Origin of the sequence: Vibrio sp. VP6, assembly GCF_028823755.1 — a bacterium.
GTDB lineage: Bacteria > Pseudomonadota > Gammaproteobacteria > Enterobacterales > Vibrionaceae > Vibrio > Vibrio parahaemolyticus.
In genome coordinates this window covers 19744-45497 of record NZ_JAPEID010000039.1, presented here as the reverse complement: position 1 = coordinate 45497, position 25754 = coordinate 19744, and the positions used below count along the sequence as shown (strand labels likewise).

The 25754-nt window shown below is 44.9% G+C and carries 27 protein-coding genes; 15 read left to right on the top strand and 12 right to left on the bottom strand.

The annotated features are described in order from the left end of the window. Positions 1-269 precede the first annotated feature (269 nt). The 5 genes from OU793_RS19845 (at position 270) to OU793_RS19825 (ending at position 6753) form a co-directional block, all read left to right on the top strand. Positions 270-1367, top strand: coding sequence for an autoinducer 2-binding periplasmic protein LuxP (locus OU793_RS19845; protein WP_005463467.1), 1098 nt, complete (start codon positions 270-272; stop codon positions 1365-1367). After that, positions 1367-3943 (top strand): quorum-sensing autoinducer 2 sensor kinase/phosphatase LuxQ, encoded by a 2577-nt coding sequence (luxQ, locus tag OU793_RS19840; protein WP_274647822.1) that lies wholly within the window; start codon positions 1367-1369, stop codon positions 3941-3943. Before OU793_RS19845 ends, luxQ begins: the two co-directional genes overlap by 1 nt. 211 nt (positions 3944-4154) lie before the next feature. After that, positions 4155-4610: a MarR family transcriptional regulator gene (locus OU793_RS19835; protein ID WP_193237436.1), complete on the top strand. Its 456-nt coding sequence runs from the start codon at positions 4155-4157 to the stop codon at positions 4608-4610. Positions 4611-4647: 37 nt separating this feature from the next. Further along, positions 4648-5703: an HlyD family secretion protein gene (locus OU793_RS19830; protein WP_029824929.1), complete on the top strand. Its 1056-nt coding sequence runs from the start codon at positions 4648-4650 to the stop codon at positions 5701-5703. A gap of 12 nt (positions 5704-5715) precedes the next feature. Next, positions 5716-6753, top strand: a complete 1038-nt coding sequence (locus tag OU793_RS19825; protein ID WP_020838056.1) for a DUF2955 domain-containing protein — start codon at positions 5716-5718, stop codon at positions 6751-6753. A 25-nt stretch (positions 6754-6778) separates the two neighbouring features. On the opposite strand, the gene OU793_RS19820 is transcribed toward OU793_RS19825, so the two are convergent. Together OU793_RS19820 and OU793_RS19815 are read right to left on the bottom strand one after the other, a co-directional pair. Continuing rightward, a complete protein-coding gene (locus OU793_RS19820; RefSeq protein ID WP_005499292.1) occupies positions 6779-7441 on the bottom strand; it encodes a flagellar brake protein in 663 nt (220 codons plus the stop codon). Positions 7442-7536: 95 nt separating this feature from the next. After that, positions 7537-8463, bottom strand: a complete 927-nt coding sequence (locus tag OU793_RS19815) for a DMT family transporter (protein WP_179115289.1) — start codon at positions 8461-8463, stop codon at positions 7537-7539. 149 nt (positions 8464-8612) lie between these two features. On the opposite strand from OU793_RS19815, the gene OU793_RS19810 reads away from it, so the two are divergent. Then, the gene (locus tag OU793_RS19810) at positions 8613-9062 is read left to right on the top strand and encodes an Lrp/AsnC family transcriptional regulator (protein ID WP_005485150.1); all 450 of its coding nucleotides are present in this window, start codon (positions 8613-8615) and stop codon (positions 9060-9062) included. 38 nt (positions 9063-9100) lie between these two features. Further along, entirely contained in the window at positions 9101-9724 is a 624-nt protein-coding gene (locus OU793_RS19805; protein WP_140103888.1) for a bifunctional 2-polyprenyl-6-hydroxyphenol methylase/3-demethylubiquinol 3-O-methyltransferase UbiG, read from the top strand. A gap of 24 nt (positions 9725-9748) precedes the next feature. Here the strand turns inward: OU793_RS19805 and OU793_RS24935 are convergent, their stop codons facing one another. After that, the gene (locus OU793_RS24935) at positions 9749-9979 is read right to left on the bottom strand and encodes a hypothetical protein (protein WP_025621960.1); all 231 of its coding nucleotides are present in this window, start codon (positions 9977-9979) and stop codon (positions 9749-9751) included. Positions 9980-10155: 176 nt separating this feature from the next. Next, positions 10156-10704, bottom strand: a complete 549-nt coding sequence (locus tag OU793_RS19800) for a hypothetical protein (RefSeq protein WP_020841884.1) — start codon at positions 10702-10704, stop codon at positions 10156-10158. Positions 10705-10780: 76 nt separating this feature from the next. Here OU793_RS19800 and OU793_RS19795 point away from each other — a divergent pair, with 76 nt between their 5' ends. The 4 genes from OU793_RS19795 (at position 10781) to secF (ending at position 15008) form a co-directional block, all read left to right on the top strand. Next, the gene (locus OU793_RS19795) at positions 10781-11452 is read left to right on the top strand and encodes an SH3 domain-containing protein (RefSeq protein ID WP_140103887.1); all 672 of its coding nucleotides are present in this window, start codon (positions 10781-10783) and stop codon (positions 11450-11452) included. A 168-nt stretch (positions 11453-11620) separates the two neighbouring features. Further along, positions 11621-12100, top strand: a complete 480-nt coding sequence (locus OU793_RS19790) for a hypothetical protein (protein WP_005477272.1) — start codon at positions 11621-11623, stop codon at positions 12098-12100. A gap of 164 nt (positions 12101-12264) precedes the next feature. Further along, entirely contained in the window at positions 12265-14103 is a 1839-nt protein-coding gene (gene secD / locus OU793_RS19785; RefSeq protein WP_005373570.1) for a protein translocase subunit SecD, read from the top strand. A gap of 2 nt (positions 14104-14105) precedes the next feature. Next, a complete protein-coding gene (gene secF, locus OU793_RS19780; protein WP_005463489.1) occupies positions 14106-15008 on the top strand; it encodes a protein translocase subunit SecF in 903 nt (300 codons plus the stop codon). Positions 15009-15050: 42 nt separating this feature from the next. Here secF and OU793_RS19775 read toward each other — a convergent pair whose 3' ends face one another. Together OU793_RS19775 and OU793_RS19770 are read right to left on the bottom strand one after the other, a co-directional pair. After that, positions 15051-15317 carry a hypothetical protein gene (locus tag OU793_RS19775; RefSeq protein WP_005485023.1) on the bottom strand — a complete coding sequence of 89 codons (267 nt, stop codon included), beginning with the start codon at positions 15315-15317 and terminating at the stop codon, positions 15051-15053. Positions 15318-15333: 16 nt separating this feature from the next. Beyond that, on the bottom strand, positions 15334-15954 hold the full coding sequence (locus OU793_RS19770; RefSeq protein ID WP_025525188.1) for a LysE family translocator: 621 nt from the start codon (positions 15952-15954) through the stop codon (positions 15334-15336). A gap of 739 nt (positions 15955-16693) precedes the next feature. Here OU793_RS19770 and OU793_RS19765 point away from each other — a divergent pair. The 4 genes from OU793_RS19765 (at position 16694) to phaC (ending at position 20889) form a co-directional block, all read left to right on the top strand. Beyond that, positions 16694-17434 carry an SDR family oxidoreductase gene (locus OU793_RS19765; RefSeq protein WP_005477336.1) on the top strand — a complete coding sequence of 247 codons (741 nt, stop codon included), beginning with the start codon at positions 16694-16696 and terminating at the stop codon, positions 17432-17434. A gap of 12 nt (positions 17435-17446) precedes the next feature. Next, positions 17447-18655 carry an acetyl-CoA C-acetyltransferase gene (locus OU793_RS19760; RefSeq protein WP_011106441.1) on the top strand — a complete coding sequence of 403 codons (1209 nt, stop codon included), beginning with the start codon at positions 17447-17449 and terminating at the stop codon, positions 18653-18655. A gap of 44 nt (positions 18656-18699) precedes the next feature. Beyond that, on the top strand, positions 18700-19047 hold the full coding sequence (locus OU793_RS19755) for a phasin family protein (protein WP_005398278.1): 348 nt from the start codon (positions 18700-18702) through the stop codon (positions 19045-19047). 66 nt (positions 19048-19113) lie between these two features. Further along, positions 19114-20889, top strand: a complete 1776-nt coding sequence (gene phaC, locus OU793_RS19750; RefSeq protein WP_140100448.1) for a class I poly(R)-hydroxyalkanoic acid synthase — start codon at positions 19114-19116, stop codon at positions 20887-20889. A gap of 226 nt (positions 20890-21115) precedes the next feature. On the opposite strand, the gene OU793_RS19745 is transcribed toward phaC, so the two are convergent. The 6 genes from OU793_RS19745 to napF all read right to left on the bottom strand — a co-directional run bounded on the left by OU793_RS19745 (position 21116) and on the right by napF (position 25722). Then, positions 21116-21250, bottom strand: coding sequence for a TIGR02808 family protein (locus OU793_RS19745; protein WP_005463497.1), 135 nt, complete (start codon positions 21248-21250; stop codon positions 21116-21118). Between the two features lie 11 nt (positions 21251-21261). Then, entirely contained in the window at positions 21262-21840 is a 579-nt protein-coding gene (locus OU793_RS19740) for a NapC/NirT family cytochrome c (RefSeq protein WP_005463498.1), read from the bottom strand. A 28-nt stretch (positions 21841-21868) separates the two neighbouring features. Next, positions 21869-22324: a nitrate reductase cytochrome c-type subunit gene (locus tag OU793_RS19735; protein WP_011106440.1), complete on the bottom strand. Its 456-nt coding sequence runs from the start codon at positions 22322-22324 to the stop codon at positions 21869-21871. 78 nt (positions 22325-22402) lie between these two features. Next, positions 22403-24892 (bottom strand): periplasmic nitrate reductase subunit alpha, encoded by a 2490-nt coding sequence (gene napA / locus OU793_RS19730; RefSeq protein WP_078230492.1) that lies wholly within the window; start codon positions 24890-24892, stop codon positions 22403-22405. Further along, positions 24889-25197 (bottom strand): chaperone NapD, encoded by a 309-nt coding sequence (locus tag OU793_RS19725; protein WP_020838052.1) that lies wholly within the window; start codon positions 25195-25197, stop codon positions 24889-24891. Before OU793_RS19725 ends, napA begins: the two co-directional genes overlap by 4 nt. A 39-nt stretch (positions 25198-25236) precedes the next feature. Further along, complete coding sequence (napF, locus tag OU793_RS19720; protein ID WP_023585637.1) at positions 25237-25722, bottom strand: ferredoxin-type protein NapF; 486 nt, start codon at positions 25720-25722, stop codon at positions 25237-25239. Positions 25723-25754 lie beyond the last annotated feature (32 nt).

Here is a 25754-nt window from a genome sequence, read left to right as displayed (position 1 = left end):
TTATTTATATTTATTGATACAGCTGACTAATACGGCCGAGCCCGATACATCCAAGCTTCTTGAGATAAAAGCAGAATACCATATGGACTTTGGGTATATCATGTATGGCTATTCTGACGCATAATGGCCCGATGTTCTGTTCCAAGTAGACAAATTTACTATTGAAACAAACACTCAGTGGAAGGTAGATTACAAGAGTAAAGGATGACTCGGCTAGGTCAAAAACAGAGCTGAAGTAGGCTCAATAAAAAAAGCTAAAAGAGCAATAAATGAATAAAGCGTTAGTATTGTCCCTGATTTCAATTGCCGGCATGTCTCCGGCTTCACAAGCCTCTCAGGTTCTTAACGGCTACTGGGCGTATCAAGAATTCTTAAATGAATTTCCAGAACAGAAACACTTAACGGATGCTCTGGCTGCGGCCGTGAGAGACGATCCTGTACCTATTGCCCCTGAAAAAAGACACCCATTAAAAATCTCCGTTGTTTATCCAGGGCAGCAGATTTCTGATTACTGGATAAGAAACATCGACGCGTTTGAGAAGCGCTTAGATAAACTCAATATTGATTACCAAATCAATCAAGTGTTTACGCGACCAAACGCCGATATCAAACAACAAAGCCTTTCTTTGATGGAAGCACTGAAAAGCAATTCCGACTACTTAATTTTTACACTCGATACGACCCGACATCGTAAGTTTGTCGAACACGTTTTAGATTCCACCAAAACCAAACTTATCCTGCAAAATATCACGACGCCAGTCCGTGAATGGGAAACTCGACAGCCTTTTATGTACGTCGGTTTCGATCACGCTGAAGGCAGTCGCGAACTCGCTGTGGAGTTTGGCAAGCAGTTCCCGAAAAATACCCATTACAGCGTTTTGTACTTCTCTGAAGGCTACATTAGCGATATCCGTGGTAACACATTCATTCACCAAGTGAACCAAGACAGTCAGTTTGAACTACAATCTGCTTACTATACAAAAGCGACAAAACAGTCCGGGTATGAAGCTGCAAAAGCCAGCTTGAAAAAATACCCAGATGTGGAGTTCATTTATGCTTGTTCTACCGACGTTGCGTTAGGTGCCGTCGAAGCACTGTCTGAACTTGGCCGTGAAGACGTAATGATTAATGGCTGGGGCGGTGGTTCTGCTGAGCTAGACGCTATCTTAAAAGGGGAGTTAGATATCACCGTCATGCGTATGAATGATGATACTGGCATTGCGATGGCAGAGGCGATCAAATGGGATTTGGAAGGTAAGCCTGTACCAACGGTGTACTCTGGGGACTTCGAAGTTGTGACCAAATCAGATTCCCCTGAGCGAATTGAAGCTCTCAGAAAACGTGCATTTAGATACTCAGATAATTGATGACAATTACATCAAAGCTAAAAAAGCGTCGCTCGCTGTCGACGCTTATAACTAAAATTATTATTCTCGTTCTTGCTCCGATCATTTTAGGCATTTTCGTTCAGAGTTATTACTTCTCCAAACAGATCATTTGGCAGGAGGTCGACCGAACCAAGCAGCAAACGTCTGCGTTGATTCTGAATATTTTTGAAAGTCATTTTGCAGCGATTCAGATCCATCACGACAGCAATTCGAAAAGTGATGTGATTTTGGATTTTTACTCGGAGCGAAATGAAGAAGCCTTAAATTACTTCTTTCTCAGCATTGATCAGAGTGATCCTTCGCACACGCCTGAATTTCGTTTTCTCACCGACCATCAAGGTATTATTTGGGACGATGGGAACGCGCATTTTTATGGCATCAACGACTCAATGCTGGACGGCCTGACTAGCAAAGTCACGTTCAGTAATAATTGGTATTACGTCACGTCAATCACGTCAATGGGTGCTCGTCACTTGTTGCTACGCCGTGTTCCTGTGTTAGAGCCGAAAACGGGCGAAGTGATGGGGTATTCGTACAACGCGGTCGTCTTGGATAACAACTTCGCCTTGATGGAAAAGTTAAAAAACGAAGGCAACGTCGACAATGTTGTGCTGGTGGCGAACGACATTCCTGTGGCGAGTTCACTAGCGGGGGATGAGTCATACAAAATCTTCGATGTGTTGAAACGCAAAGAGACCCAGAAGAAGTTAGATCAGTTATTGATCATCCAAACGCCGATTGAAGTGAACGCGGCCATCACCAACTTGAAGTTACTTACTGTGCAAGACAACCAGAGTGTTGTTACGCTGCAAATTCAACACTTTTTGGCGATGTTAGCGTCTGTTATTGGCATGATTATGATTGCGCTGATGACCAAAGAGTGGATTGAAAACCGAGTCGTGGAAGAGCTGGGGTCGCTCATGTCTTACACGCGTTCTGCTCGGGAAGAAAAAGGCTTTGAGCGTTTTGGTGGCTCGGATATTGAAGAATTTGACCACATTGGTTCGACGCTGGAAAGCACGTTTGAAGAATTAGAAGCTCAGAAGCGATCGTTTCGAGATCTGTTTAACTTCGCGTTATCGCCAATCATGGTGTGGTCAGAAGCGGGCGTGCTGATCCAAATCAACCCCGCAGCTCGCAAAGAACTGGTGATCGAAAATGACATCGAAACCATGCATCCTGTATTTAAAGGATTCAAAGACAAACTGGTGCCACATTTAAGAATGGCAGCGCAGGGCGCGACACTGACGGGAGTGAACGTGCCTATTGGTGATAAAGTCTTTCGTTGGAACTTATCGCCAATTCGTGTCGATGGTGATATCAGCGGCATCATTGTCCAAGGGCAAGATATTACAACGCTGATCGAAGCTGAAAAGCAAAGTAACTTAGCACGCAGAGAAGCCGAAAAGTCCGCGCAAGCGCGAGCTGACTTCTTGGCTAAAATGAGCCATGAAATTCGCACACCAATTAATGGCATTTTGGGTGTTGCGCAGCTACTCAAAGATTCCGTGGAAGCGGAAGAGCAGAAGAATCAAATCGATGTTCTTCGCCACAGTGGTGAGCACTTACTTGCTGTATTGAATGATATTTTGGATTTCTCAAAGATTGAACAAGGCAAGTTCAATATCCAAAAACATCCTTTCTCCTTCGCTGATACCATGCGAACGCTAGAAAACATCTATCGCCCTATTTGTGAAAACAAAGGGGTTGAACTTGTCATTGAAAACCAGCTTGATGGCAATGTAGAGATTTTCACTGACCAAGTTCGCCTGAATCAAATTCTGTTTAATTTAGTCAGTAACGCGGTGAAGTTCACGCCATCGGGCTGCGTGCGTTTACATGCCGAGTTAGAGCAGTTTTATGGCGCAGACAATAGTGTGCTCGTGGTTGAAATCAGCGACACGGGTATCGGTATTGAGTCCGACAAGTTGGATGAAATGTTCGAACCTTTTGTTCAAGAAGAAGCGACCACAACTCGCGAATACGGTGGCAGTTGCCTTGGTTTGACCATCGTGAAAAACTTGGTCGATATGCTCGACGGGGATGTACAAGTTCGCAGTCAAAAAGGGCAAGGAACCACATTTGTTGTTACGCTGCCAGTAAAGGATCGTGAGCGAGTTCTGGCTCCGTTGGATTCGAGCCAACGCGTAAAACCTGCAGAGTTGTTTGATGAAAGTCTGAAAGTGTTGCTGGTGGAAGATAACCATACTAACGCCTTTATTCTTAAAGCGTTTTGTACCAAATACAAGATGCAGGTTGATTGGGCGAAGGATGGGCTAGAAGCCATGGAGTTCTTAAAAGATCACTCTTATGATTTGATTTTGATGGATAACCAACTTCCGCATCTTGGTGGCATCGAAACCACGAAAGAGATTCGTCAAAACTTGAAATTGGGGACGCCAATTTACGCCTGCACCGCCGACACTGCGCAAGAAACCAGTGATGCATTTATGGAAGCAGGCGCGAACTATGTTTTGCTGAAACCCATTAAAGAAAATGCACTCCACGAGGCTTTTGTTGACTTCAAGCAGCGCTTCTTGATTGAACGGACATAGTCTGCTGCCACATTTACGGTAGTTTCTTTGTTTACCTAGCCCAACTTAGCTTTTCTGAGTTGGGCTTTTTCTTTCCTGCAATCTGAAGATCTTAATTCTTCGCAACCTTTTAAATGCGCAAAAATTCATTGTGATTTAAATCACAAAAATATTTACTTAGCGTGCTAACTAAATTATATTACTTAGCACGCTAAGTAATAGAGTGCATCTTATGATTCAAGACATCAACACTTTGAGAGATCTGTCCCTTGCCGAAAAACTGTCTCGTGTCGCTCGTTTATGGAAGATGGTTGCCGACCGTGAGCTCGAACCGCTAAACCTAACTTACCCGCGCTGGACGGCGCTTTGGAAGCTGTATCGAATGGGCGACAACATCAGTCAAAAGCAACTTGCTGAAGCGCTTGAGATTGAGCTTGCCTCGTTGATGCGCACGCTAAAACTACTCGAAGAGCAATCGCTCATTACGCGACGTTGTTGTGAGCATGACAAGCGAGCACGAATTGTCAGCTTAACGGACGAAGGCAAAGAGCTGTTGATACAAATGGAAGAACGCATCTTGCAGGTTCGTCGAAAACTGCTCTCAGAAATCAATGACCAAGAGCTAAAGAAATTGGGCTTGGTCCTAGAGCAAATTGCTCACAATGCGCTCGATTCACTTGGCGAATAAAGTCAGAAATCCTAATAAAAAAGAGAAGTAAACGCCTATGACTCCAGACCAAAAGTTCGCGCGTTGGATCAAATATTCTTGCGTCGCGTTTGTCCTTGTCTTTGCCTATTTTCTTGTTGCTGATTTAGCAATGCCGTTAACTCCTCAGGCGATGGCTACCCGAGTGGTAACTAAGGTCGCCCCCCGTGTTAATGGGCAAATCACCCATCTTTATGTGGCAAATAACCAAGAAATTCAAAAAGGCGACTTGTTGTTCCAAATCGATCCGCAGCCATACAAGTTAGCGGTAGAAAAAGCGCAATTAAACTTACAACAAGTGATCCAAAACAATGAGCAGTTGGATGCCTCTATCACGGCAGCCAAAGCGGATGTGGAAGCGAGTAAAATCGTCGCTGAGCAAAAAATCCGTGAAGCTAATCGACTGAATACATTGTTCAGCCGAAACGGTACGTCTCAACAACAACGAGATGATGCGCAGAGTAGTGCAACAGCGGCAAAAGCGAATTTGCTAGCAGTAAAAGCCCGCCTGAAAGAGCTAGAAGTAAGCCGCGGCGAGCTCGGCGAAGCTAACGTCAACGTGCGTGTTGCTCAGAACCAGCTAAAACAAGCGGAGCTTAACCTTTCTTACACTCAAGTAAGTGCCGAGCACGATGGTGTTATCACGAACTTGCAGTTAGAGACAGGTGCTTACGCCGCTGCGGGGACGCCACTTATCGCACTGGTTTCGGATCAAGTTGATATTATTGCGGACTTTCGCGAGAAAAGTTTGCGTCATTTTAACCGTGATAGTCGAGCTCTGGTGGCCTTTGATAGTCTGCCCGGAGAGGTTTTTGAAGCCCGCATTACCAGTTTGGATGCCGGGGTAAGCTCGGGTCAATTTGATGCAGACGGCCGCCTCGCGACACCAACAGATTCCAACCGCTGGGTGAGGGATGCTCAGCGTTTGAGATTGCATTTGTCTATCAACGAACAGCCACAAGCTTTCCCGGCGGGTGCTCGTGCGACGGTACAACTATTGCCTGATAACATGATTTCAGGTTGGCTGGCTCGTCTGCAAATTCGTCTTTTGAGTACTTTGCATTACATCTATTAATTGGGAGGTGGTATGAAATTATGGGACCACCCCATGTCTGAGAACGATTTCAGACAATGCTTACGCATAGCAACAGGAGCAACCATCGGCTTTACACTGTGTAAGCTGTTTGGCTGGAACTACGGTGTGTTTTTCACCGTAACACCCATGCTTTTGCTCGGTATGGTACCGGTAGTGAACTTGCATGCATCAAGACAGTTAATCTTCTCCGCTGTTGTTTGTGGGCTAGAGGTTGGCATTTTGGGGGGCTTGTTTGGTAGCCATCCGGTGTTGATGACCTTGATTGCGTTCGGCTTGTTTCTTTACAAGTTTGCTTGTATGTCAAAAGGGAGTTTGTTTCTATTTGGCGCGAACAGTGTGCTTAGCTTGAGTATCATGCTGCACTTTGCTAGTTACCCGACAACGGATCTGAATGATCTTATTTTTAGTAACTTACAGGCGAACGTCTTGTCCATCATTGTAGCGTATTTGGTGACGTTTTTGATTCCTGATGCGGAACCTCGTCAACCGCCGCCAAAGCCTTCACAAGCCAAACAAAGCCATCGGATGCGACATGAGGCTCTTATGGGGGCGAGTATTGCAACCATGTCCTTTTTGGTGTTTCAGATCTTTGATTTGAACGATTCCATGTCAGCGCAGGCGACAACCTTGTTGCTCCTGTTTCCAATGCATTGGAATGGCGCCTTAGGTTACGCTCGTAAACGGGCGATGGGCACATTGCTAGGCGTGACCTTTGGTATCGTCGGGCAGCTCATTTTGTATGATTGGTCAGATACTTTGCTGTTTATTGTGCCGTTACTTTGGATTGGCGCGATGATATTCAGTTACATGCATGTGAAAGAATCCAGTGGTTCAGGTGCTGGCTTTGGCGGCCTCACTACTTTAGGGATCTTATTTGGACAGTATCTCACCCCCGATGGTGATCTGATCTTTAGTGCTTTGTATCGAGTCAGCAGCATACTGTTTGCCATCGTGGTCACTTTGCTTGTTACTTATGCCGTACATCGGTTACTCAACAGTTTTGCCGCGACGCGCTTTAGTCAATCATAGCCTTGACGCGTCTCAGTTCACTAAATCATACGTTGCTGGTCAGAAAGGACTGTTCCAGCAACTTGGTTTTCAAATCTTCAGTCATAGTAATGGGTTGCTCGAATCGAATGCCTATCACCCAGCCTTTGGGTTGCTTCTTTATATTGGCGATCAAGCAAGGATTTTCCTCTCCTATATGAATGCTAAGAGGTGATACCACCGAAACTCGGTCTCCAACCTTAAACTCAGGTTCAATAAAGGTCTGAACACCGACGCCTGCCAGTGAAAAATCAACCAAACTGCCGTCATAAATATTGCCGCTGTGATCGATGGTACAGTCCATTTGTAGCTTGTAACGCTCGTGCTCTCTAACAGGTTTAGTTGCGAACGTACCGGGTATGCGAATAAAGAGCAGAGGGGAAGGACGAACGGCTGTCATTAGTACACTGGATTTAAAAGCCAACACGTGACCAAGCTCAGTGTCGGAAACGCCGCGCACAATCACATCGGCGTTATGCAGTTTTCTCATCACTTGATCTTCGAGCAATCGCATCGGAATATCGAGGATCAAATAAGAATTTTCTTTTATTCCTAAATAAACGGTTGAGTAGCTGAATTTATCTTTTGGTCCAAATTCGAAGTTAATCGAGAGTTTCATCCCTGGTTTGAGGAATTTATGCAGTACATCTTTCGTATGAGTTGCTGGCATAAGATCTGAGGTTCCAATTTCTGATTGAAAAGAGGCTACCAAAACGCCGTTTTACTCATCAAGTGTGGTTTATAAAAGTTTTTGTCAATTAATCGCTATCTGTGAAGTGGTGGGCGATAAGTTTGAGTAAGTTCGTGCTTCATAAAGATTTGGCTAGCGACCACGCTACCGCAAGTGACCAGAATTAACGCGATCCAAGTTAGCGAATCCGGTTGTTCGCCAAAGATTGGAACGGCAAGCAACGTTGCGACAACGGGAGTGAGAGACCCAAATGCGGCGCTGGCTTCGGCGCCAATGATTTTTATGGCATAGATAAACGTAAACGATGCGATAAGCCCTGCGCCGACACCTTGTAACATTGCATGGCTAAACAGCTCCTTCCAAGGCCAATTGGAGATAGGCGTTACCGCTAAATAACTGTCTATCCAACCGAACCCGACTGCGATGATAAGCATAAGTAACGAGACGATGGCGACAAAACCCGCGCATACATAAGCGTTGAGGTTGGCTACTCGTGCACTGATAGTAAAAACCGCCCACATCAAGCTGCCAACTAAAAACATCGCGTGCCCTTGAAGTTGAGACCAGTTGTATTCTTCCCCGATATTAGATAGCAGAAACACAAAAATACCCAGCAGTACGGTGGAAAGACCAATAATGCGGTGATGACTCAGCGATTGTTGATAGAACAAGACTGCAATGGCAGAAACAAACAAAGGCAACGTGCCAGGTATTAAGGCGCTACCATGCGCGACGGGAGCGAAATGCATGGCAGTGCCCGCTACAAGTAAATAAGGTAAACCGCTACCCAAGACAATACCAGTAAGGTATTTGTTGGGAACGGCTTTTAGGGCGGCTTTATGTTTCATTACAAAAGGCAACAAGATTAGGCTAGGAACGAGAAAGCGCACCAAAGCAATATCAGCAGGTTGCAGTGCCGAAATTGCCCCACCTTTGAGCGAAATGAAAAAACCAGACCAAAGCAGTACGGTCACTAAAATTGCAGCGTATCCCAAAATCATCGTTGTCGCGTCCATGTGTAAAGTTCGCTGTAATTATTGAACGAAACTGACGCATCATGTTGGCAAAATGTGACGTACTTTGTTTCAGTATTGGTGTTAAACTGCGTTTAATTAATTAAATTTAGTGATTTTAGGCAAAGGGAGTTGGCATGGACAAAATTGATAGGCAGTTACTTCATCTCATACAGAAAGACGCCACATTAACGACAGCGGAGCTCGCTGACCAAGTAGGGCTCTCTGCTTCACCATGTGCGAGGCGCTTAAAACGTCTTGAACAAGAAGGGGTTATCAGCGGATATCGAGCGATGATCTCACGTGGCGCAGTAGGTATTGCGATGACGGTGTTCGTTGAAGTGAGTTTGAATAACCACCAAGCGTCGTCAATCGATGAGTTTGAAACCGCAATCGTCGATATGGATGAGGTGATTTCTTGTCACGTTGTATCTGGCGCTTACGATTATTTATTGGAAGTGGTAAGTAAAGATCTTCCCGGATACGAAAGCTTCACGAGAAAGCTGCAAAGGTTAGAAAACGTCAAAGACATCCACACACACCTTGCTATTCGGCAGGTAAAAGGAAATGGCTGTTTACCCATTTAATTTGATCATTGTCCTGTAGTGAGCAAGAGGGGAGATAAATGAAGTGGCTCGATAGATTGAAGATTGCCAACTACCACCGCAAGCGTTACAAACAATTTGGTAATGATAAAGCGCGTACGCTGGGTTGGCAGGACAAATATAGCCAAATCAGCCGATTTGAAGCGCTGACTCGTAGCCTTTGTTTAGAGGCAGTTAGTATTCTCGATATTGGCTGTGGCTTTGGTGATCTGCTTGAATATATTGAGAGCCAGAATCAATATCCAGCGCGCTATGTCGGCATTGATCTGCAGAAGCAGTTCATCACAAAGGCCAGAAAGAAAGCTTTTAAAACGCCTGTTAATTTCATTTGTGGCGACTTTTCTAAGCTTGTTCTTCCTCAAAGTGATTATGTGTTCGCGTCAGGTTCATTAAACTACAAATCGAGCAATGCCAATCATACGATTGAAATGATTGAGAAGATGTATCGAGCGGCTCGAATAGGCTGTGTGTTTAACTTACTCGATGAAGAAAAGCTGCCGAGCATGAGAATGCTAGAATCGCATAACAAAGTGGGGGTGTTGCGCTATTGTCGATGGCTATGCCCAGATGCACAATTAATCGAGGGTTACTCCGACCACGACTTCACGATTGTCATGATCAAAAAAGCGGAGCCAGTTTCCTAACTCCGCTTCATAAACTTTTAAGCCTTATTGGTGTTTGTACTGTGAGATCTTACAGTCACCAGTTTGTCTATCAACCTTAAATGAGAACGCGGCTGAATGGTATTCCCTTCCATCACTCCAAATTGTTTCTCCGAAGATTTTACATAGGTCCAAATCGCTAATTGAACCGAACTCTTTTACGTGCCTAACTACTGACAAAAACTTGGCTTTGGTAGCATTAGGACAATCCCTGTTACTTAATCGATTGATAACCATTTTTGTAGCATCATCTCCAGCCAAATGTGACTTTTTATTAAATTTTGTTAATGGGTAAATTAACCAAAAAACGCGCGTAAGTAAAGCATTATTGTGACGTATGTCTCTATAAAATGGCTGGTTTGGTTATTGGTTAATCAATTTTATTAAGGGGAACAGTCCCATTTTGTAACAGTTTAATGGCGAGAGCCTTGGGCGTATTTTAATGCACTCGCTTCTTTGTCATAAAGGTGGGCTAATCCCAGAAATTGTGAGGAGAGGGTCGTATAGTCTTTAGCCAGTTGTTGAGCGTTTTCTCGATACCATTCCGCACTGATTTGGTTCGCTGTTTCATTATTATGTCTGCAACTTTGAGCGAGCTTTTCCCAGCCATTGGCTGCCCACTGCGACTCGGTACTAAGCTTGATAAGCTCATTTGCTTTTTGCGTTAACTCTTCTTTGTACTGAACCGAGGCTTTTAGCTGATTTTGGAACAGGTTTTGATTGTACTTAGCGCGCCATAACAAACTGAGTTCATCTGTGGAAAAAGTTTGCGAAAGCAGTTGGCGCTGCTTGTGTTCACTTAACAAGGTGTTGAACACCTTAACATGCTGATTGTAGTTGGACTCTAAACGGTTGAATTGGGTAAGATTGTCATTCCAAGAAGATGGATTACATTGAACATTGGCGAACCCTAGCAAAGGGAACAAGATAAGTATCAGCATCCAATAGTGTTTGTTGATCATGATTGCTCACGTAAGTTAACCGTCTCTAAACAGTATAGATGGCGAGATAAGCACAAAGAATAAAAAGGAAAAGAACATGAAAAAAGTTCTCATCGCAGTGTTGATTCTTCTTCTGTTGGGTGGCGCGGGTGCTGGTTACTATTTCTTTTTCATGCAAAAAGACGAACCTGAAAAGCCTGTTGTGGCTAAAACGGAAAAGGCGCCTTTAGATAAAGGGGATGCCTCCAAACCCATCATGGATTTAGACGCGCCAGCTCCTGAAATCACGGAATATTACGTTATCGAGCGTCGCGTTAACGTTTACAACAAGCCTGATGATAAGTCTTTGATAGTTGATGCGCTTTACAAAGGCGAAAAAGTGTCTGTGCTGGAAAAGGTCGAGGGTTGGTTTCGTCTATCTGACTACATCGTTTACGAAGATGGTGGAGAAGAGACTGCGGAATGGGTCGACTCGAAAGGTCTCTCTGACGCTGAGCCAGTCATCAAAGAGCAAGAGCGATTAGAGATCTTGGATGGTTATCTGCAAAAGTCAGACGACTTGAAGGAGCATTTAGATATGTTCCGAAACAAAACCCAGCAATTGCTGAAAGATGAAACGTGTGATCCTAGTGATTTTGAAGAGCTCGGTGGTTGGGTTCGTTCTGTGACGTTCAAAAAGCGCAATGTTTACTTCATCTATTGCGGCGGTTTGGAGCAAGAGAACAAGATCTACTTAGATGTCGATAAGGGTGAGCTTTTTTATCGGTAACTTACGACCGATTACATTGGTTCTCTACAGACGTTTTGATAAAAGCAATAACGATGCAAACCTGAAATCAGAGATTTATAACTTTTTAGTTGTGAACCATAATCAATAGGAATACTATCATTGAGCCAAGTGACCTAACTTGGCTCTTTGTGTTTTTAGTGAGTCTCTATGCCTTGGATTTACCTTAGAAAATTGATTTTGCTGCTATTTGCAATGGTATTGCTACCAGTGCATGTATCTGCTGCGCAAATCGATCACAAGGCTCACGTACCGCACTTTTCTAAGCTACAACCTTTTGTAGCTGCAAGTGTATCGCCAAACTCTTCCGTCGATTTCTCTGAAGTTTCAGAAGAAAGTTCTCAATCTCCAGTATCTGAAGGTCATGCAAGTCTTGATTCCGTTGCTTTGTTTAACTCTCAACGCTGGACGTCTTACTTACGAGAAGGGCTTGATGACGAGCACGTAGATTTTGTCGGCGATCTCACGACTCCGTTTTACGCTGATGCGGGTTACGCATACAGCTTGATGGACATTAACTGGCGTCACAACCAGTCCACATTTTATCATTTCACAAGCGATCATCGCATTTCTGGTTGGAAAGAGACCAATGCCATGTACGTCGCACTCAATAGTCAGTTCTCTGCCTAAACACCATCTATTTGCACCATTGTGCACTCTTAACACGACGATTGTATTCGACAGGGCGCGAGCGTTCTGAGCATTTCATACCCTGAATTTATTCTGGGAGCATCTGTCGTGTGTTAAGCCTTGTTATTAAAAGCTTCACTTCATCGTGAAGGGATGATGTTTACATGAAAAAAACACCAAAGCAGCAAAAGAACAGAAAGCTGATGAATCACTACTCAGCTTGGAAATATGTCGTATTAATCACGACGGTCATTATCTTAACTTTAAGTGCGATCCCAACTTGGTTTGGCGAACAGCCTTCTATCCAGTTGACGTTTGCGGATCAAAACAACAGTGAAATGTCGGTTGTTCATCTGAATCAACTGCTAAAAACCAACCATATTTCAGCCGACAAAATCATTGAAAAAGACGGCAAAACAACCATTGTATTCGATGGTGAAGATGCGCAAAGTAAAGCTCGTGCGTTGTTAAACAAAGAGCTAAATAAAGACGACAGCATCACTTTCTCATACGTATCGGTTGCGCCAGAATGGTTGAATGAGATGGGCTTTAGCCCAATTAAACTCGGTCTTGACCTTCGTGGTGGCGTTCAGTTCTTGTTGAATGTTGATGTGAATAAAGCGTTTGAAGAGCAACGTGATGCGTTGATTGATGAAATTAAAGCGAATTTACGTGATCAGCGTGTTCGTGGTGTGCAAGTTCGAGCAGAAAGCGGCAACCGAATTACGGTAAACAGTGACAGCGAGCAAGCATTGTCGGAAGTGAACAAGTTCTTGCGTCAAAACTACCCTGGCTGGATTTCAAAAAGTTCATCTCGTGGCTTTGTGCTTGAACCGAGTGAACAAAATATCCAAGAATTTCAATCGTCGACTCTTCAACAAAACCTGAAGATCATGCGTGGTCGTATTGAAGAACTTGGTATCACAGAAGCACTAGTGCAACGCCAAGGTAAAGAGAGCATTCGAATTGAACTCCCTGGTGTACAAGATCCTGCTCAAGCGAAAAACGTTATTGGTGCAACAGCAAGCTTGGCGTTTTATGAAGTGAAAGATGCGAGCCAAGCACACAGCAGCCAAGATCTTGTTCTTCAAGACAATGACGGCCGTACGGTGATTTTGGCAAAACGACCAGTCCTAACGGGTGAGCACATCGTAAACGCTCGTGCTGGTGTCGACAAAATGGGTATGTCAGAAGTAAATATTTCTCTTGACCACGCTGGTGGTAAGAAAATGAGCGACTTCTCAGCAACTCACATCGGCAAGCCAATGGCGACCGTTTACCGAGAGTACAAGACAAACGATCGCGGTGTAACCGAGCGTAGTGAGCGCGTTATCAGCGTCGCGACTATTCAATCTCAACTTGGTAGCCAGTTCCGTATTACCGGAGCAGGTAGCATGGACGATGCGCAGCAGTTAGCGCTATTGCTTCGCGCGGGCTCACTAACTGCGCCGGTTACTATTGTGGAAGAGCGTACTATCGGTGCTTCTCTGGGTGCAGAAAACATTGAAAACGGTTTTGCAGCACTGGCTTTAGGTATGGGTTTAACACTGACCTTTATGGCACTTTGGTACCGCCGCTTAGGTTGGGTAGCGAACGTGGCGCTTTGTGCCAACATGCTTTGTTTGCTTGGCCTAATTGCTTTGTTACCAGGCGCTGTGTTAACGCTTCCTGGCATTGCAGGCTTAGTGTTAACCGTCGGTATGGCAGTGGACACCAACGTTATTATTTTCGAACGTATTAAGGACAAAATGCGTGAAGGCCGCAGCTTCGCTCAAGCAATTGATCTAGGCTTTGACAGCGCGTTCTCGACCATCCTTGATGCCAACATTACTACTATGATCACCGCCGTGATTTTGTACGCCATTGGTAATGGCCCAATCCAAGGCTTTGCCTTAACACTCGGATTAGGTTTGTTAACCAGTATGTTTACAGGCGTATTTGCCTCTCGAGCAATGATCAATTTAATTTGGGGCCGCGATGCCCGTCGTGATGTGAGGGTTTAATCATGGTCGAAATGTTAAAACAAAATATTCGTAAAATTCGCTACTTTACTACGCTAGTTTCCATCATTTTGACGGTGATCGCGTTAGTCGCTCTGGGCTTTAAAGGGTTGAACCTCGGCTTGGATTTCACTGGTGGTATGGTGACAGAAGTAAAGGTAGATAAGCAGCTAACTAACCATGATCTGCTTGACGTACTGCAACCAAAACTTGGTGAGTCAACGTCAGTAACACGTTCTGGTGAAGATGGCCGTTGGGTGATCCGTTACTCTGCGCCGGAAGAAGGGCAGACATTACCAAGCGTGGCAGATGTACTTAAGCCAATCTCTCACCAAGTTGATGTTGTCAGCAACAGTATTGTTGGTGCTCAAGTTGGCCAAGACTTGTTTGAACAAGGTGGCTTAGCACTGTTGATTTGTGTGTTGAGTATTCTCGGTTACTTGTGTTTCCGTTTTGAGTGGCGTTTGGCAAGCGGTTCACTGTTTGCTTTGGCCCATGATGTGATCTTAGTGCTTGGCTTCTTTGCAATTACTCAAATGGAGTTCAACTTAACCGTTTTTGCTGCTGTGCTGGCGATTTTAGGTTACTCATTGAATGACTCGATCATCATTGCAGACCGAATCCGTGAGCTGTTGATTGCGAAGCAGAGTTGGAAAACAGAAGACATCAATGACCAAGCTGTTATCGCGACGTTTTCACGCACCATGGTGACATCTGGTACAACACTGATCACCGTTGGAGCATTGTGGATTATGGGAGGAGCGCCTTTGGCTGGTTTCTCAACCGCGATGTTTATTGGTGTTCTGTCTGGTACATGGTCATCGATTTCGATTGGTACCGTGCTGCCAGAGTGGTTGAAACTGGAGCCGAAACATTATCTGCCTGTTGAGATCGACGCTGCGCCATAGCATCGTTCTTTTAAGGTAAAAGTGCTTGCGCTTTTTTTGTGCTTATTTCACACGCATCAGACGATGTTTTACTCGTCCCAAATCGAACTCTAAGATCTGTGAGCGCTTCATTGCTTCGACTTTATTCAACATCGACTCTTGGTAGCCTTTTTTCTTCATCCACTGAAGAGGTTCAGAGAAAGCATCTTCATTAACGACATAAGACTCGCCTTTATGCTCTCCTGCATAGACGTTCACAACCCACACTCGGGCCTGAAAATCTAGTACTTCACTCATCACTTGCGTGAACTTTTGAAAGAGGTTTTTCATTACTTTTAGTTCCGCTCTAACTCACAAACAGCCAAACACCAACGCCCATCATCAAAGTGCCTGCGAAACGGTTCATCAAACGTACATTTTTTGATTGGCCTAAAACACGTTTAAGCCCTTTACCGCCTGTCGCGTAAAGTGACATACAGATGAACTCGAACAGCAGAATGATCGAGACTAAAACCATGAGCTGTGGCGCCAAGGCTTTGCTTTGGTCGATGAATGGAGGCAAAAGTGAGATCATAAACGCCCAACCTTTAGGGTTCGCGATGGCGGTAACGAAGCCCTGCAGAACCAAATTCCAGTTACCTTTAGGTGGTGAAGTTGAGTTCTCCAAATTGATCGCGAGTTTGCCCCGAGATCGCCACATTTCGATACCTAAATAGAGCAAGTACGCACCGCCGCCAAATTTGAGGAAGGTAAACAGCCACGGATAATTGAGCATAACTGCGGCGATGCCGAGTACAGCAGAGATGGAAACCAGAGCGACTCCGGCGAGTTCCCCAATCATCATCCACAGTGTCCGGCGATAGCCGACACTCATTCCCAATGTGAGTGCCAACGTCATGCACATTCCTGGAGTAATCGAGACGAAAAAGAAAGTAGGGATGAACATACTGAGTAATGCAATATTCATATCTGTTGATGACTTAGTGATTAAAGAGAAGCCACAAAGATAGTGCAAAGCGGGAGAGGATGCTACTACAAAGCGAACGGTTGCTTTTTGTGTTAGTTAGCTGATGTTATTCGGATATTTAAAATTAAAATGAAATTATATTTTAATCTCTGCGTCATAATAGTGCGTATTGCACCAGTATGAGACAAACTCTTATATCGATCTTCGATTAAATATATTTAATTGTTCATATTTTTTCGTTGTTTATTTTCATTGTTTTAAATAGCTATGTTGATAACTAAATTGTCATTAAATGCAGTAATTAAATGATATGTTTGATAATTGTCTTTACTGATATTTGAATTATTATTCTAATCTTGTTTTTGCCATAATCATTTAGACTTAAAATTCAGATCTTAAATCATGACATAATGTAACGTCTGCTGTTCTGTATGTAATCATATGATATATAAGGATTATTTTACCGTATTGGTAGACTAATGTTTCAGGTAAGTACTATTAAAAACAATGAGTTATGAAGATTTAACCATTTTATAACATTTCATGTGTAATGAGATCTAAATCAATCTTATGCAAATGGATTAGTTTTTTATTTGAAATGTAATATTTCTAGGTTAACTTAAAATAAAAGGCAGCACAGGATTGGTTGTCAAAAGAATAAATAAACACGTCAGTTGGTGAACTATTTCATCAGTGTATTAAGTTTGCTTTTTAAATGCCGTTAAGAATGGAGTCTTCAATGAAGAAAGTCGCTTTGATCACTGGATCAAAAGGCGGAATTGGTTCTGCTATTTCCTCTCAATTAGTCAATGACGGTTACCGTGTAATCGCTACTTATTTCACAGGTAACTACGAATGCGCGCTGGAGTGGTTCAACAGTAAAGGTTTTACCAAAGATCAGGTTCGCCTTTTTGAGTTGGACGTAACAAACACCGCTGAGTGTGCAGAGAAGTTAGCGCAATTGCTTGAGGAAGAAGGAACCATTGATGTTGTTGTCAACAACGCAGGTATCACACGCGATGGCGTGTTTAAAAAGATGACTGCGCAAGCTTGGAATGATGTCATCAATACCAACCTCAATAGTCTATTCAACGTTACGCAACCCCTATTCGCAGCAATGTGCGAAAAAGGTGGTGGTCGTGTCATCAATATCTCTTCAGTCAATGGTCTAAAAGGGCAGTTTGGTCAAGCAAACTACTCGGCGGCGAAAGCTGGGATGATCGGTTTCTCTAAAGCCTTGGCATACGAAGGCGCTCGCTCGGGTGTGACGGTCAATGTTATCGCTCCGGGGTACACAGGTACGCCAATGGTTGAGCAAATGAAGCCAGAAGTGTTGGAATCCATCACGAACCAAATCCCAATGAAACGCCTTGCGACACCAGAAGAAATTGCAGCATCAGTGAGCTTCTTGGTCAGCGATGCCGGCGCCTATATCACCGGTGAGACTTTGTCGGTGAACGGCGGCCTATACATGCACTAAGGAGATAAGATGATGGAAAAAGTATTTATCGTAGCGGCGAAGCGTACCCCAATCGGCGCTTTTGGTGGCAGCCTGAAAAATACCTCAGCTGGCGATCTGGCAGCAGTAGCGATTAAGGGCGCGTTAGAAGCAGCAAAGTTGGCTGGCGACAAGGTTGACGAAGTGATTGTCGGCAACGTTGTTGGTGCAGGTCAAGGCATGGGTGTTGGCCGCCAAGCCGCATTGTTTGCTGGGATTCCTGAATCTGTTCCTGCATATGGCGTAAACATGGTTTGTGGTAGTGGTATGAAAACGGTCATGGACGCAGTTTCTCATATCCGTAGTGGCGATGCAGAGATCGTTGTTGCAGCGGGTGTTGAGGTCATGTCTCAGATTCCGTTTGCCGCACCAAGCAGCATTCGTGATGGCAATAAAATGGGCAATCTGGAGCTGAAAGATCTGCTCGTAGCGGACGGTTTAACCGACGTTTACAACCAATATCACATGGGTGTGACGGCAGAAAACGTAGCAAAAGAAATCGGCCTAACTCGTCAACAGCAAGACGAATATGCGTTGTCGAGCCAACAGAAAGCGGTAGCCGCTATTGAAGCAGGTAAATTCAAAGACGAAATTGTGCCAGTGGAAGTGCAACAGCGTCGAGAAACCGTACTATTCGATACCGATGAATACCCAAAAGCGAACGCAACAATGGAAGCTTTAAGCAAGCTGCGTCCTGCTTTTGACCGCGAAGGCACAGTGACTGCTGGTAATGCGTCGGGCATTAACGATGGCGCGAGTGCGATTATCGTTGCGTCTGAAAGCGCAGTTAAAGCGCACGGATTAACGCCGCTTGCTGAGATTGTAAGCTACGCGCAATCGGGTCTTGATCCGAAAATCATGGGCTTAGGTCCAGTTGAATCGGTCAATAAAGCACTCGCAAAAGCGGAACTCACAGTAAACGACATCGACGTTTACGAGTTAAACGAAGCATTTGCAGCGCAAGCACTTGGCGTGATTCATCAGTTGGCGGAAACCAACCAAGTTCCAGTTAATGCGATTCAAGATAAAGCGAACTTTAACGGCGGTGCTATCGCGCTAGGCCACCCGCTTGGTGCATCGGGCAACCGAATTTTAGTGACGCTTGTTCACGAGCTTCATAAGCAAAATGGTCAATATGGTGTTGCTTCACTTTGTGTGGGCGGCGGCATGGGCACGGCTGTGGTTGTAAAAGCAGTTAAGTAATTATTTAAACGGACATTTTTAATTCTTTCTCTAGGAGATAAACCATGTACACTGATTTTTTCAAAACATTTAGCGATCAAACTGAAAAAAATCTAGAACCTTACTTGAAGTTCAACAAGCTAGTGACAAAAAACGTAGAAGTGTTGACTGAGCTTCAACTGAACGCAATTCGCACTTACAGCGAAGTGGGTCTAAACCAGATGAAAGCAGCGTCAGAAATCAAAGACGTGACATCACTAACTGCTTTCAACAGCCAACAACTAAGCGTGCTTACTAAGCTTTCTCAGCAAATGATGGATGACAGCAACAAGCTTCAAGCCATTGCAAAAGAGTTCAAAGAAGACGTTGAGAAGATGACTTCGGAAAATCTAAAGACTGTTACTCCAGCGTAATTTGTCCGATTCTCGCCGCCCCTAGATTTGGGCGGCGTTGTTTTTTCCGAATATAGGAGTAAGACTATGTTTCAACACTTCTTTTCGGACTATCTTGTGAAGCTTCAGGAAACCAATCATCAGTGGTGGCATGATTTCGAAGTGAACAAGGCAGTCGTGAACTCTCCTTTAAACAAGGCCATGCAAGAAGTGAACTTTGAGGATACTGCCAAACTGTTCGAACAAGCTGCGAATCAGCCTGCTGCGATTTTAAAGCTGCAAGCACAGTGGTGGGAACAGCAACTGCAAATTTGGCAGAATGTTGCATTGGCGGGGAATCAAGCACAAATCATTGAAGCTGAAAAAGGGGATAAGCGTTTCTCAAACGAAGCGTGGCAAAATGAAGCCATGTATAGCTTCATCAAACAATCCTACCTTTTATTCAGTAAGACCTATCTTGATACCATCGAGTCTTTAGAAGGCTTAGACGAAAAGACGAAAGAACGTATTATTTTCTTCTCTCGCCAAGCCATTAACGCACTTTCTCCTTCCAACTTCATCGCAACAAACCCAGAGCTTTTGAAGCTGACACTTGAGCAAAACGGCCAAAATCTACTGGCTGGCTTAGAGCAGTTGAAAGAAGACGTTGAGTCGAGCGCAGACATTTTAAAAGTGCGTATGACGAACAACAACGCTTTCCGAGTGGGTGATGACGTTGCGACAACCGCTGGCGATGTGGTGTTTCAGAATGAGTTGTTTGAGCTTATTCAATATCGTCCGTTAACAGAAAAAGTCAATGCGACACCACTGCTTATCGTTCCGCCTTTCATCAACAAATACTACATTCTTGACCTCACTGCGAAGAACTCGATGGTTCGCTGGTTGCTTGAACAAGGCCACAGTGTGTTCATGATTTCTTGGCGTAATCCAGGTAAAGCGCAAGCGCATGTTGAATTTGGTGATTACGTTACTGAAGGCGTTGTGAAAGCGGTTTCTGCGATTGAAGAAATCACAGGGCAAGAGCAAATCAACGCGGCAGGCTACTGCATTGGTGGTACGGTTTTAGCGAGCACTGTTGCGTACTATGCAGCAAAACGTATGAAGAAGCGCATCAAATCGGCGACGTTCTTCACAACGCTTTTGGATTTCTCTCAACCGGGCGAAGTCGGCGCGTACATTAACGACACAATCATTAGCGCTATCGAGACGCAGAACAACGCAAAAGGTTACATGGATGGTCGTTCACTGAGCGTAACATTCAGCTTGTTGCGTGAAAACAGCTTGTACTGGAACTACTACGTCGACAATTACTTGAAAGGTAACAGTCCGGTTGATTTCGACTTGTTGTACTGGAACAGCGATAGCACCAACGTCAGTGCCGCGTCTCATAATTTCTTGCTTCGTGAGCTCTATCTAGAGAACAAACTCGTGCAAGACAAAGGCGTTAAAATTGGCGGAGTGTGGATTGATCTCAACAAGATCAAAATTCCTAGTTATTTTGTGTCGACGAAAGAAGATCACATCGCGCTTTGGCAAGGCACATACCGAGGTGCATTGCACACTGGCGGCAATAAGACCTTTGTATTAGGCGAATCGGGTCATATTGCTGGTATTGTTAACCATCCTGCTAAAAACAAATATGGCTACTGGTTAAATGACACTCTTGATGACTCAGCTGATGAGTGGTTGAGCAATGCAGAACACAGAGAGGGTTCTTGGTGGACGCATTGGAACGAATGGTTATTGCAATACAACCCGCAAGAGCAGGTTGAACCATTCCCTGTGGGCTCAGAAAATTACCCAGTGATTGATGAAGCGCCAGGACAATACGTTAAGCAAGTTCTGCCAGTGAAAGAGTCTTAAAACTCCCTATAGCAGTAATCTTTAGCGGCCGACATGGTCGCTTTTTTTATGGTTGGATAAGCGATCATTACGCTATCAAAAAAAAGCCCGACATGGTCGCTTTTTTTATGGTTGGATAAGCGATCATTACGCTATCAAAAAAAAGCGCCGAGCATTTGCTCGGCGCTTAGTGTCAACAAAATAGGCAATAAAAAGTTGACGGGGTAGAGATGAACTAACCTTGCGGTTAAACCTCTTTATCCTTACCTAGTGAGAGTAGCCATAAAGAGACTGCTGCTACTCCTACAAAGCCGGAAAGAATAATCACTGGCATTGCGCTGTATCCAAGGATATGCCAAATCACAGATTCTAAAGTACTCATGGTTTGTCTCCTTATTGCCAGCCTTCAACGCCACTCATGTCAGGCAGCTTGTGAGCAATACCTTTGTGACAATCTACACAGGTCTTGTCGCCAGAAGCTAACGCTGTTGAGTGTTGAGCCGCCGCACGCGAGCCCTGCTGTGAGTAGTCCATGTAATCAAACTCGTGACAGTTGCGACACTCTAGAGAGTCATTCTTCTTCATACGAGCCCATTCGCGCTCGGCTAGATGGCCACGACGAGCTTGGAACTTCTCTGGTGTATCAATGGTGCCAAGAACGTAGTGCGCAAACAGTTCTTTTGACGCTTGAACTTTACGTACGATCTTATCTGTCCATTCATGTGGTACGTGACAGTCAGAACAGATTGCACGAACGCCTGAACGGTTAGAGTAGTGGATCGTCTCTTGGATTTCTTTCACGATAGGTGCGTGACACCCAGAACAGAATTCTTCCGTGTTCGTTGCTTCCATACCCGTGTTGAATGCGCCCCAAAACAGAAGACCACCGGCAAAGCCTAAGAATAAAACCACACCAGCGGCAGCTTTACTTGGGTTCTTCAGTCTCTTCCAAAACGCTTTAAGTATTTTCATAAATGACCTCTTAGTACTTGCGTTTCAACTACTGAAGTGAATCAACTGACTGGAATTCATTTTCCACTAGCGGTTTCGCATTGGTTTGTGGAACGTGACATTGCAGACAGAAGTAACGACGAGGAGAGACATCAGCAAGTACTGCATCTTGGCGATTTACATAGTGCGTTACACTGATTTTTGTTGCGCCAGACTCTTTCGCGTTTTTCCAGCTATGACATGCAAGACACTTGTTTGCGTTCAGTGACACTTCGTAGCTACGGATGCTATGTGGAATTAACGGTGGCTGATAAACAAAGCTGTCTTCAACGATTTGGTCTTTCGGAAAATCTTTAAATTCGTCTGCAGGGCGAGTGTCTTCCAGCTGAGTCATTCCGCGTAGCGACTCAAGGCCACCTGTGCCTCCTGGATTGTCCAACTCTGCTTGCGCAATGCCTGTTACTAATGCACCTACAGATAAAAGTGCGACAAGTAATTTTTTCATCATTTCATCTCCGCCTATATGGCTTAAATTCTTTATGAGGCCGCCGCTATGACGGCCTTTACGTTCGTGATTTGACGGTTAAGCAACCTTAGTGATTTTGACTGGACACTTCTTAAAGTCTGTCTGTTTAGACAGAGGGTCAGTCGCATCAAGGATTAGCTTGTTGATCAAAATACGAGCATCAAAGAACGGTACGAATACCAAGCCTTTTGGCGGACGGTTACGACCGCGCGTTTCAACGCGAACGCGTACTTCGCCACGTTTGTTCGCGATAACCACTTCTTCACCGCGACGTACGTTGCGCGCTTTCGCATCTTCTGGGTGCATGTAACAAACCGCATCCGGTACTGCTTTGTACAGCTCAGGTACACGACGAGTCATGGTACCAGTGTGCCAGTGCTCAAGAACACGGCCTGTACATAGCCATAGGTCGAATTCTGAATCTGGCACTTCTGGTGGCGCTTCGTACGGTGCAGAGATGATCTTCGCTTTGCCGTCGGCATTGCCGTAGAAATCCCAACCAGAGCCCGCTTTCGCGTATGGGTCCGAGCCTTCTTTGAAGCGCCATTGTGTCTCTTTACCATCAACGACTGGCCAGCGTAGACCGCGTACGGTGTGGTACACATCGTATGGTGCTAAGTCGTGACCATGGCCGCGGCCGAACGTTGCGTATTCTTCAAACAGACCTTTTTGAACGTAGAAACCGAAGTAGTGCGAATCGTCGTTCAGTTCACGTGCCTCTTCAAGCGGGAACTTGTCAACTTGGCCGTTTTTGAACAGCATGTCGTACATGGTTTTGCCACGGTACTGAGGCGCTTTCGCTAGAAGTTCTTCTGGCCATACTTCTTCCATCTTGAAGCGTTTAGAGAACTCCATTACCTGCCATAGGTCAGACTTAGCGTCGCCTACCGTGCCTACTTGTTGGTACCAAGCTTGAGTACGACGTTCTGCGTTACCGTAAGCGCCTTCTTTTTCAATCCACATCGCTGTTGGAAGGATAAGGTCAGCCGCTTGAGCGGTAGCCGTTGGGTATGGGTCAGAAACAACGATGAAGTTTTCTGGGTTACGGTAGCCAGGCAGACGTTCAGTGTTAATGTTCGGACCAGCTTGCATGTTGTTGTTACATTGAACCCAGTAACAGTTCAGTACGCCATCGTTCAGCATACGGTCTTGAAGTACCGCGTGGAAACCTGGTTTTGGTGGAATCGTGCCTTCAGGCAGTTTCCAGATTTTTTCTGCGATTTGGCGGTGTTTAGGGTTAGCAACCACCATGTCCGCTGGTAGACGGTGAGCAAACGTACCAACTTCACGAGCTGTACCACACGCCGATGGCTGACCAGTTAGTGAGAATGGGCTATTACCCGGAGTAGCGATTTTACCGGTTAGAAGGTGGATGTTGTAAACCAAGTTGTTCATCCACACGCCGCGAGTATGTTGGTTCATGCCCATTGTCCAAAGTGACATTACTTTCGTGTTTGGATCGGCGTATTGTTTCGCAAGCTCAATCAGTTTTTCTTTCTCAACACCCGAGATCTCAGACGCTTTCTCAACCGTGTATGGCGCTACAGACTTCTTGTACTCTTCGAAAGAGATTGACGTCAGTTTGCCTGAGTTAGGGTTTTTCGCAGCTTTTTGTAGCGGGTCGTCGTCACGCAGACCGTAACCGATGTCGGTGTCTGCTTGAGTGAAGTTCGTGTGTTTGTTCACGAAATCCCAGTTGACTGCATCGTTTTCGATGATGTAGTTCGCGATAAAGTTAGCAATCGCAAGGTCAGACTGTGGGTTAAAAATGTAGCCGTGATCTGCCAACTCGAATGAACGGTGGTAGTAAGTTGAAAGTACGTTTACGCGAACATGCGGATGGCTCAGGCGACGGTCAGTAATACGAGTCCATAGTACTGGGTGCATTTCTGCCATGTTCGAACCCCAAAGCACGAATGCATCAGCGTTCTCGAAGTCATCGTAACAGCCCATAGGTTCATCGATACCGAAAGCACGCATGAAACCTACTACCGCAGACGCCATACAGTGACGCGCGTTAGGATCAATGTTGTTAGAACGGAAACCGGCTTTCATCATTTTCGCCGCCGCGTAACCTTCCATTACAGTCCATTGGCCAGAGCCAAACATACCAACGCTAGTTGGGCCTTTTTTCTCTAGGGATGCTTTCCATTTTTCTGCCATCGTATCGAATGCGACGTCCCACGAAACCGGCGTAAACTCGCCATCTTTGTGGTATTTGCCGTCTTTCATACGAAGAAGAGGTTGAGTCAGACGGTCTTGACCGTACATGATCTTAGAAAGGAAGTAGCCTTTGATACAGTTTAGGCCTTTGTTTACTGGTGCTTCTGGGTCACCCTGAGTAGCAACGACTTTGCCGTTTTGAGTACCAACAAGAACAGAACAGCCTGTACCACAAAAACGACAAGGCGCTTTGTCCCATGTGATTTTGGTTTGATCAGAGCTTGCAATCAGGTTCGCTGCAGATGCTGGTAGTGTAATACCTGCGACAGCAGCAGCTGATGCAGCCGCGTTTGCTTTCACAAACGCACGTCTTGTCATTTTCATACTTCACCCTCGATTTGGGAATGTTGTGTTCCAGTGTCTTCTTCATCCGTTTCTTCAAGCGCAGTTTCGATTTGGTGATAAACCAACACTGTGCTCAAAACATTCGGTAAATTGTTAATGGCATCGATAGTGTCTGTGATGAAACCTTGGTTTTTGGTTTCAAGCACCACAACGATTTTGCCTTCTGGACTGTCTCCGTAAATTTCCGCGTTTTCATACGTTTCAATTTGCGTCTTAATTTCATCCAGATGCTCAGGCAGCACGTGCACTACTAAACTTGAAATATGCACTTCATTTAGTGACATATAGCTCTCTCATTTATTGCCGTTTACCGTATATACGGCTTAGGCTGTTATATTGCTCACATTGATGGATGAAGTCGGGCACACAGAAACACATGCGCCGCAGCCGTTGCATTCATCAAGGTTTAAATTGGGTTGTGCTACTTTTCCCAGTTCTAACTTGAACTGGATTGCCATTGGGTCGCACATGTCCCCACAGCTTCTGCACTCGACATTTTGCTTTGCTAAACAGCCATCACTAATTACTGCTTTTGCGTGCCAAGGTTGCTCGGTTTCTTCTAAAAAGAGCGGCTCTGGACAAACATCTGCGCATTGATAGCAAAACGTACATTCATCAATAGAAAAATCGACTGAAGGGAATCCGCCATCACTTTTGGTTATAATTTTCGTTTCGCAGGCGTCAATGCACTTTCCGCAACGAGTACAACCATCCGTGAACTGTTCTGGTCGGGCTAACCAAGGTAGGCGAACGGCGTTATCGGTATGCGTTTTTCTTGCAAAGAGTCTTCTTCTGGAAAGGTCTACCACTTAGTCACCTCGAAACTTGGAACCCAAACTAA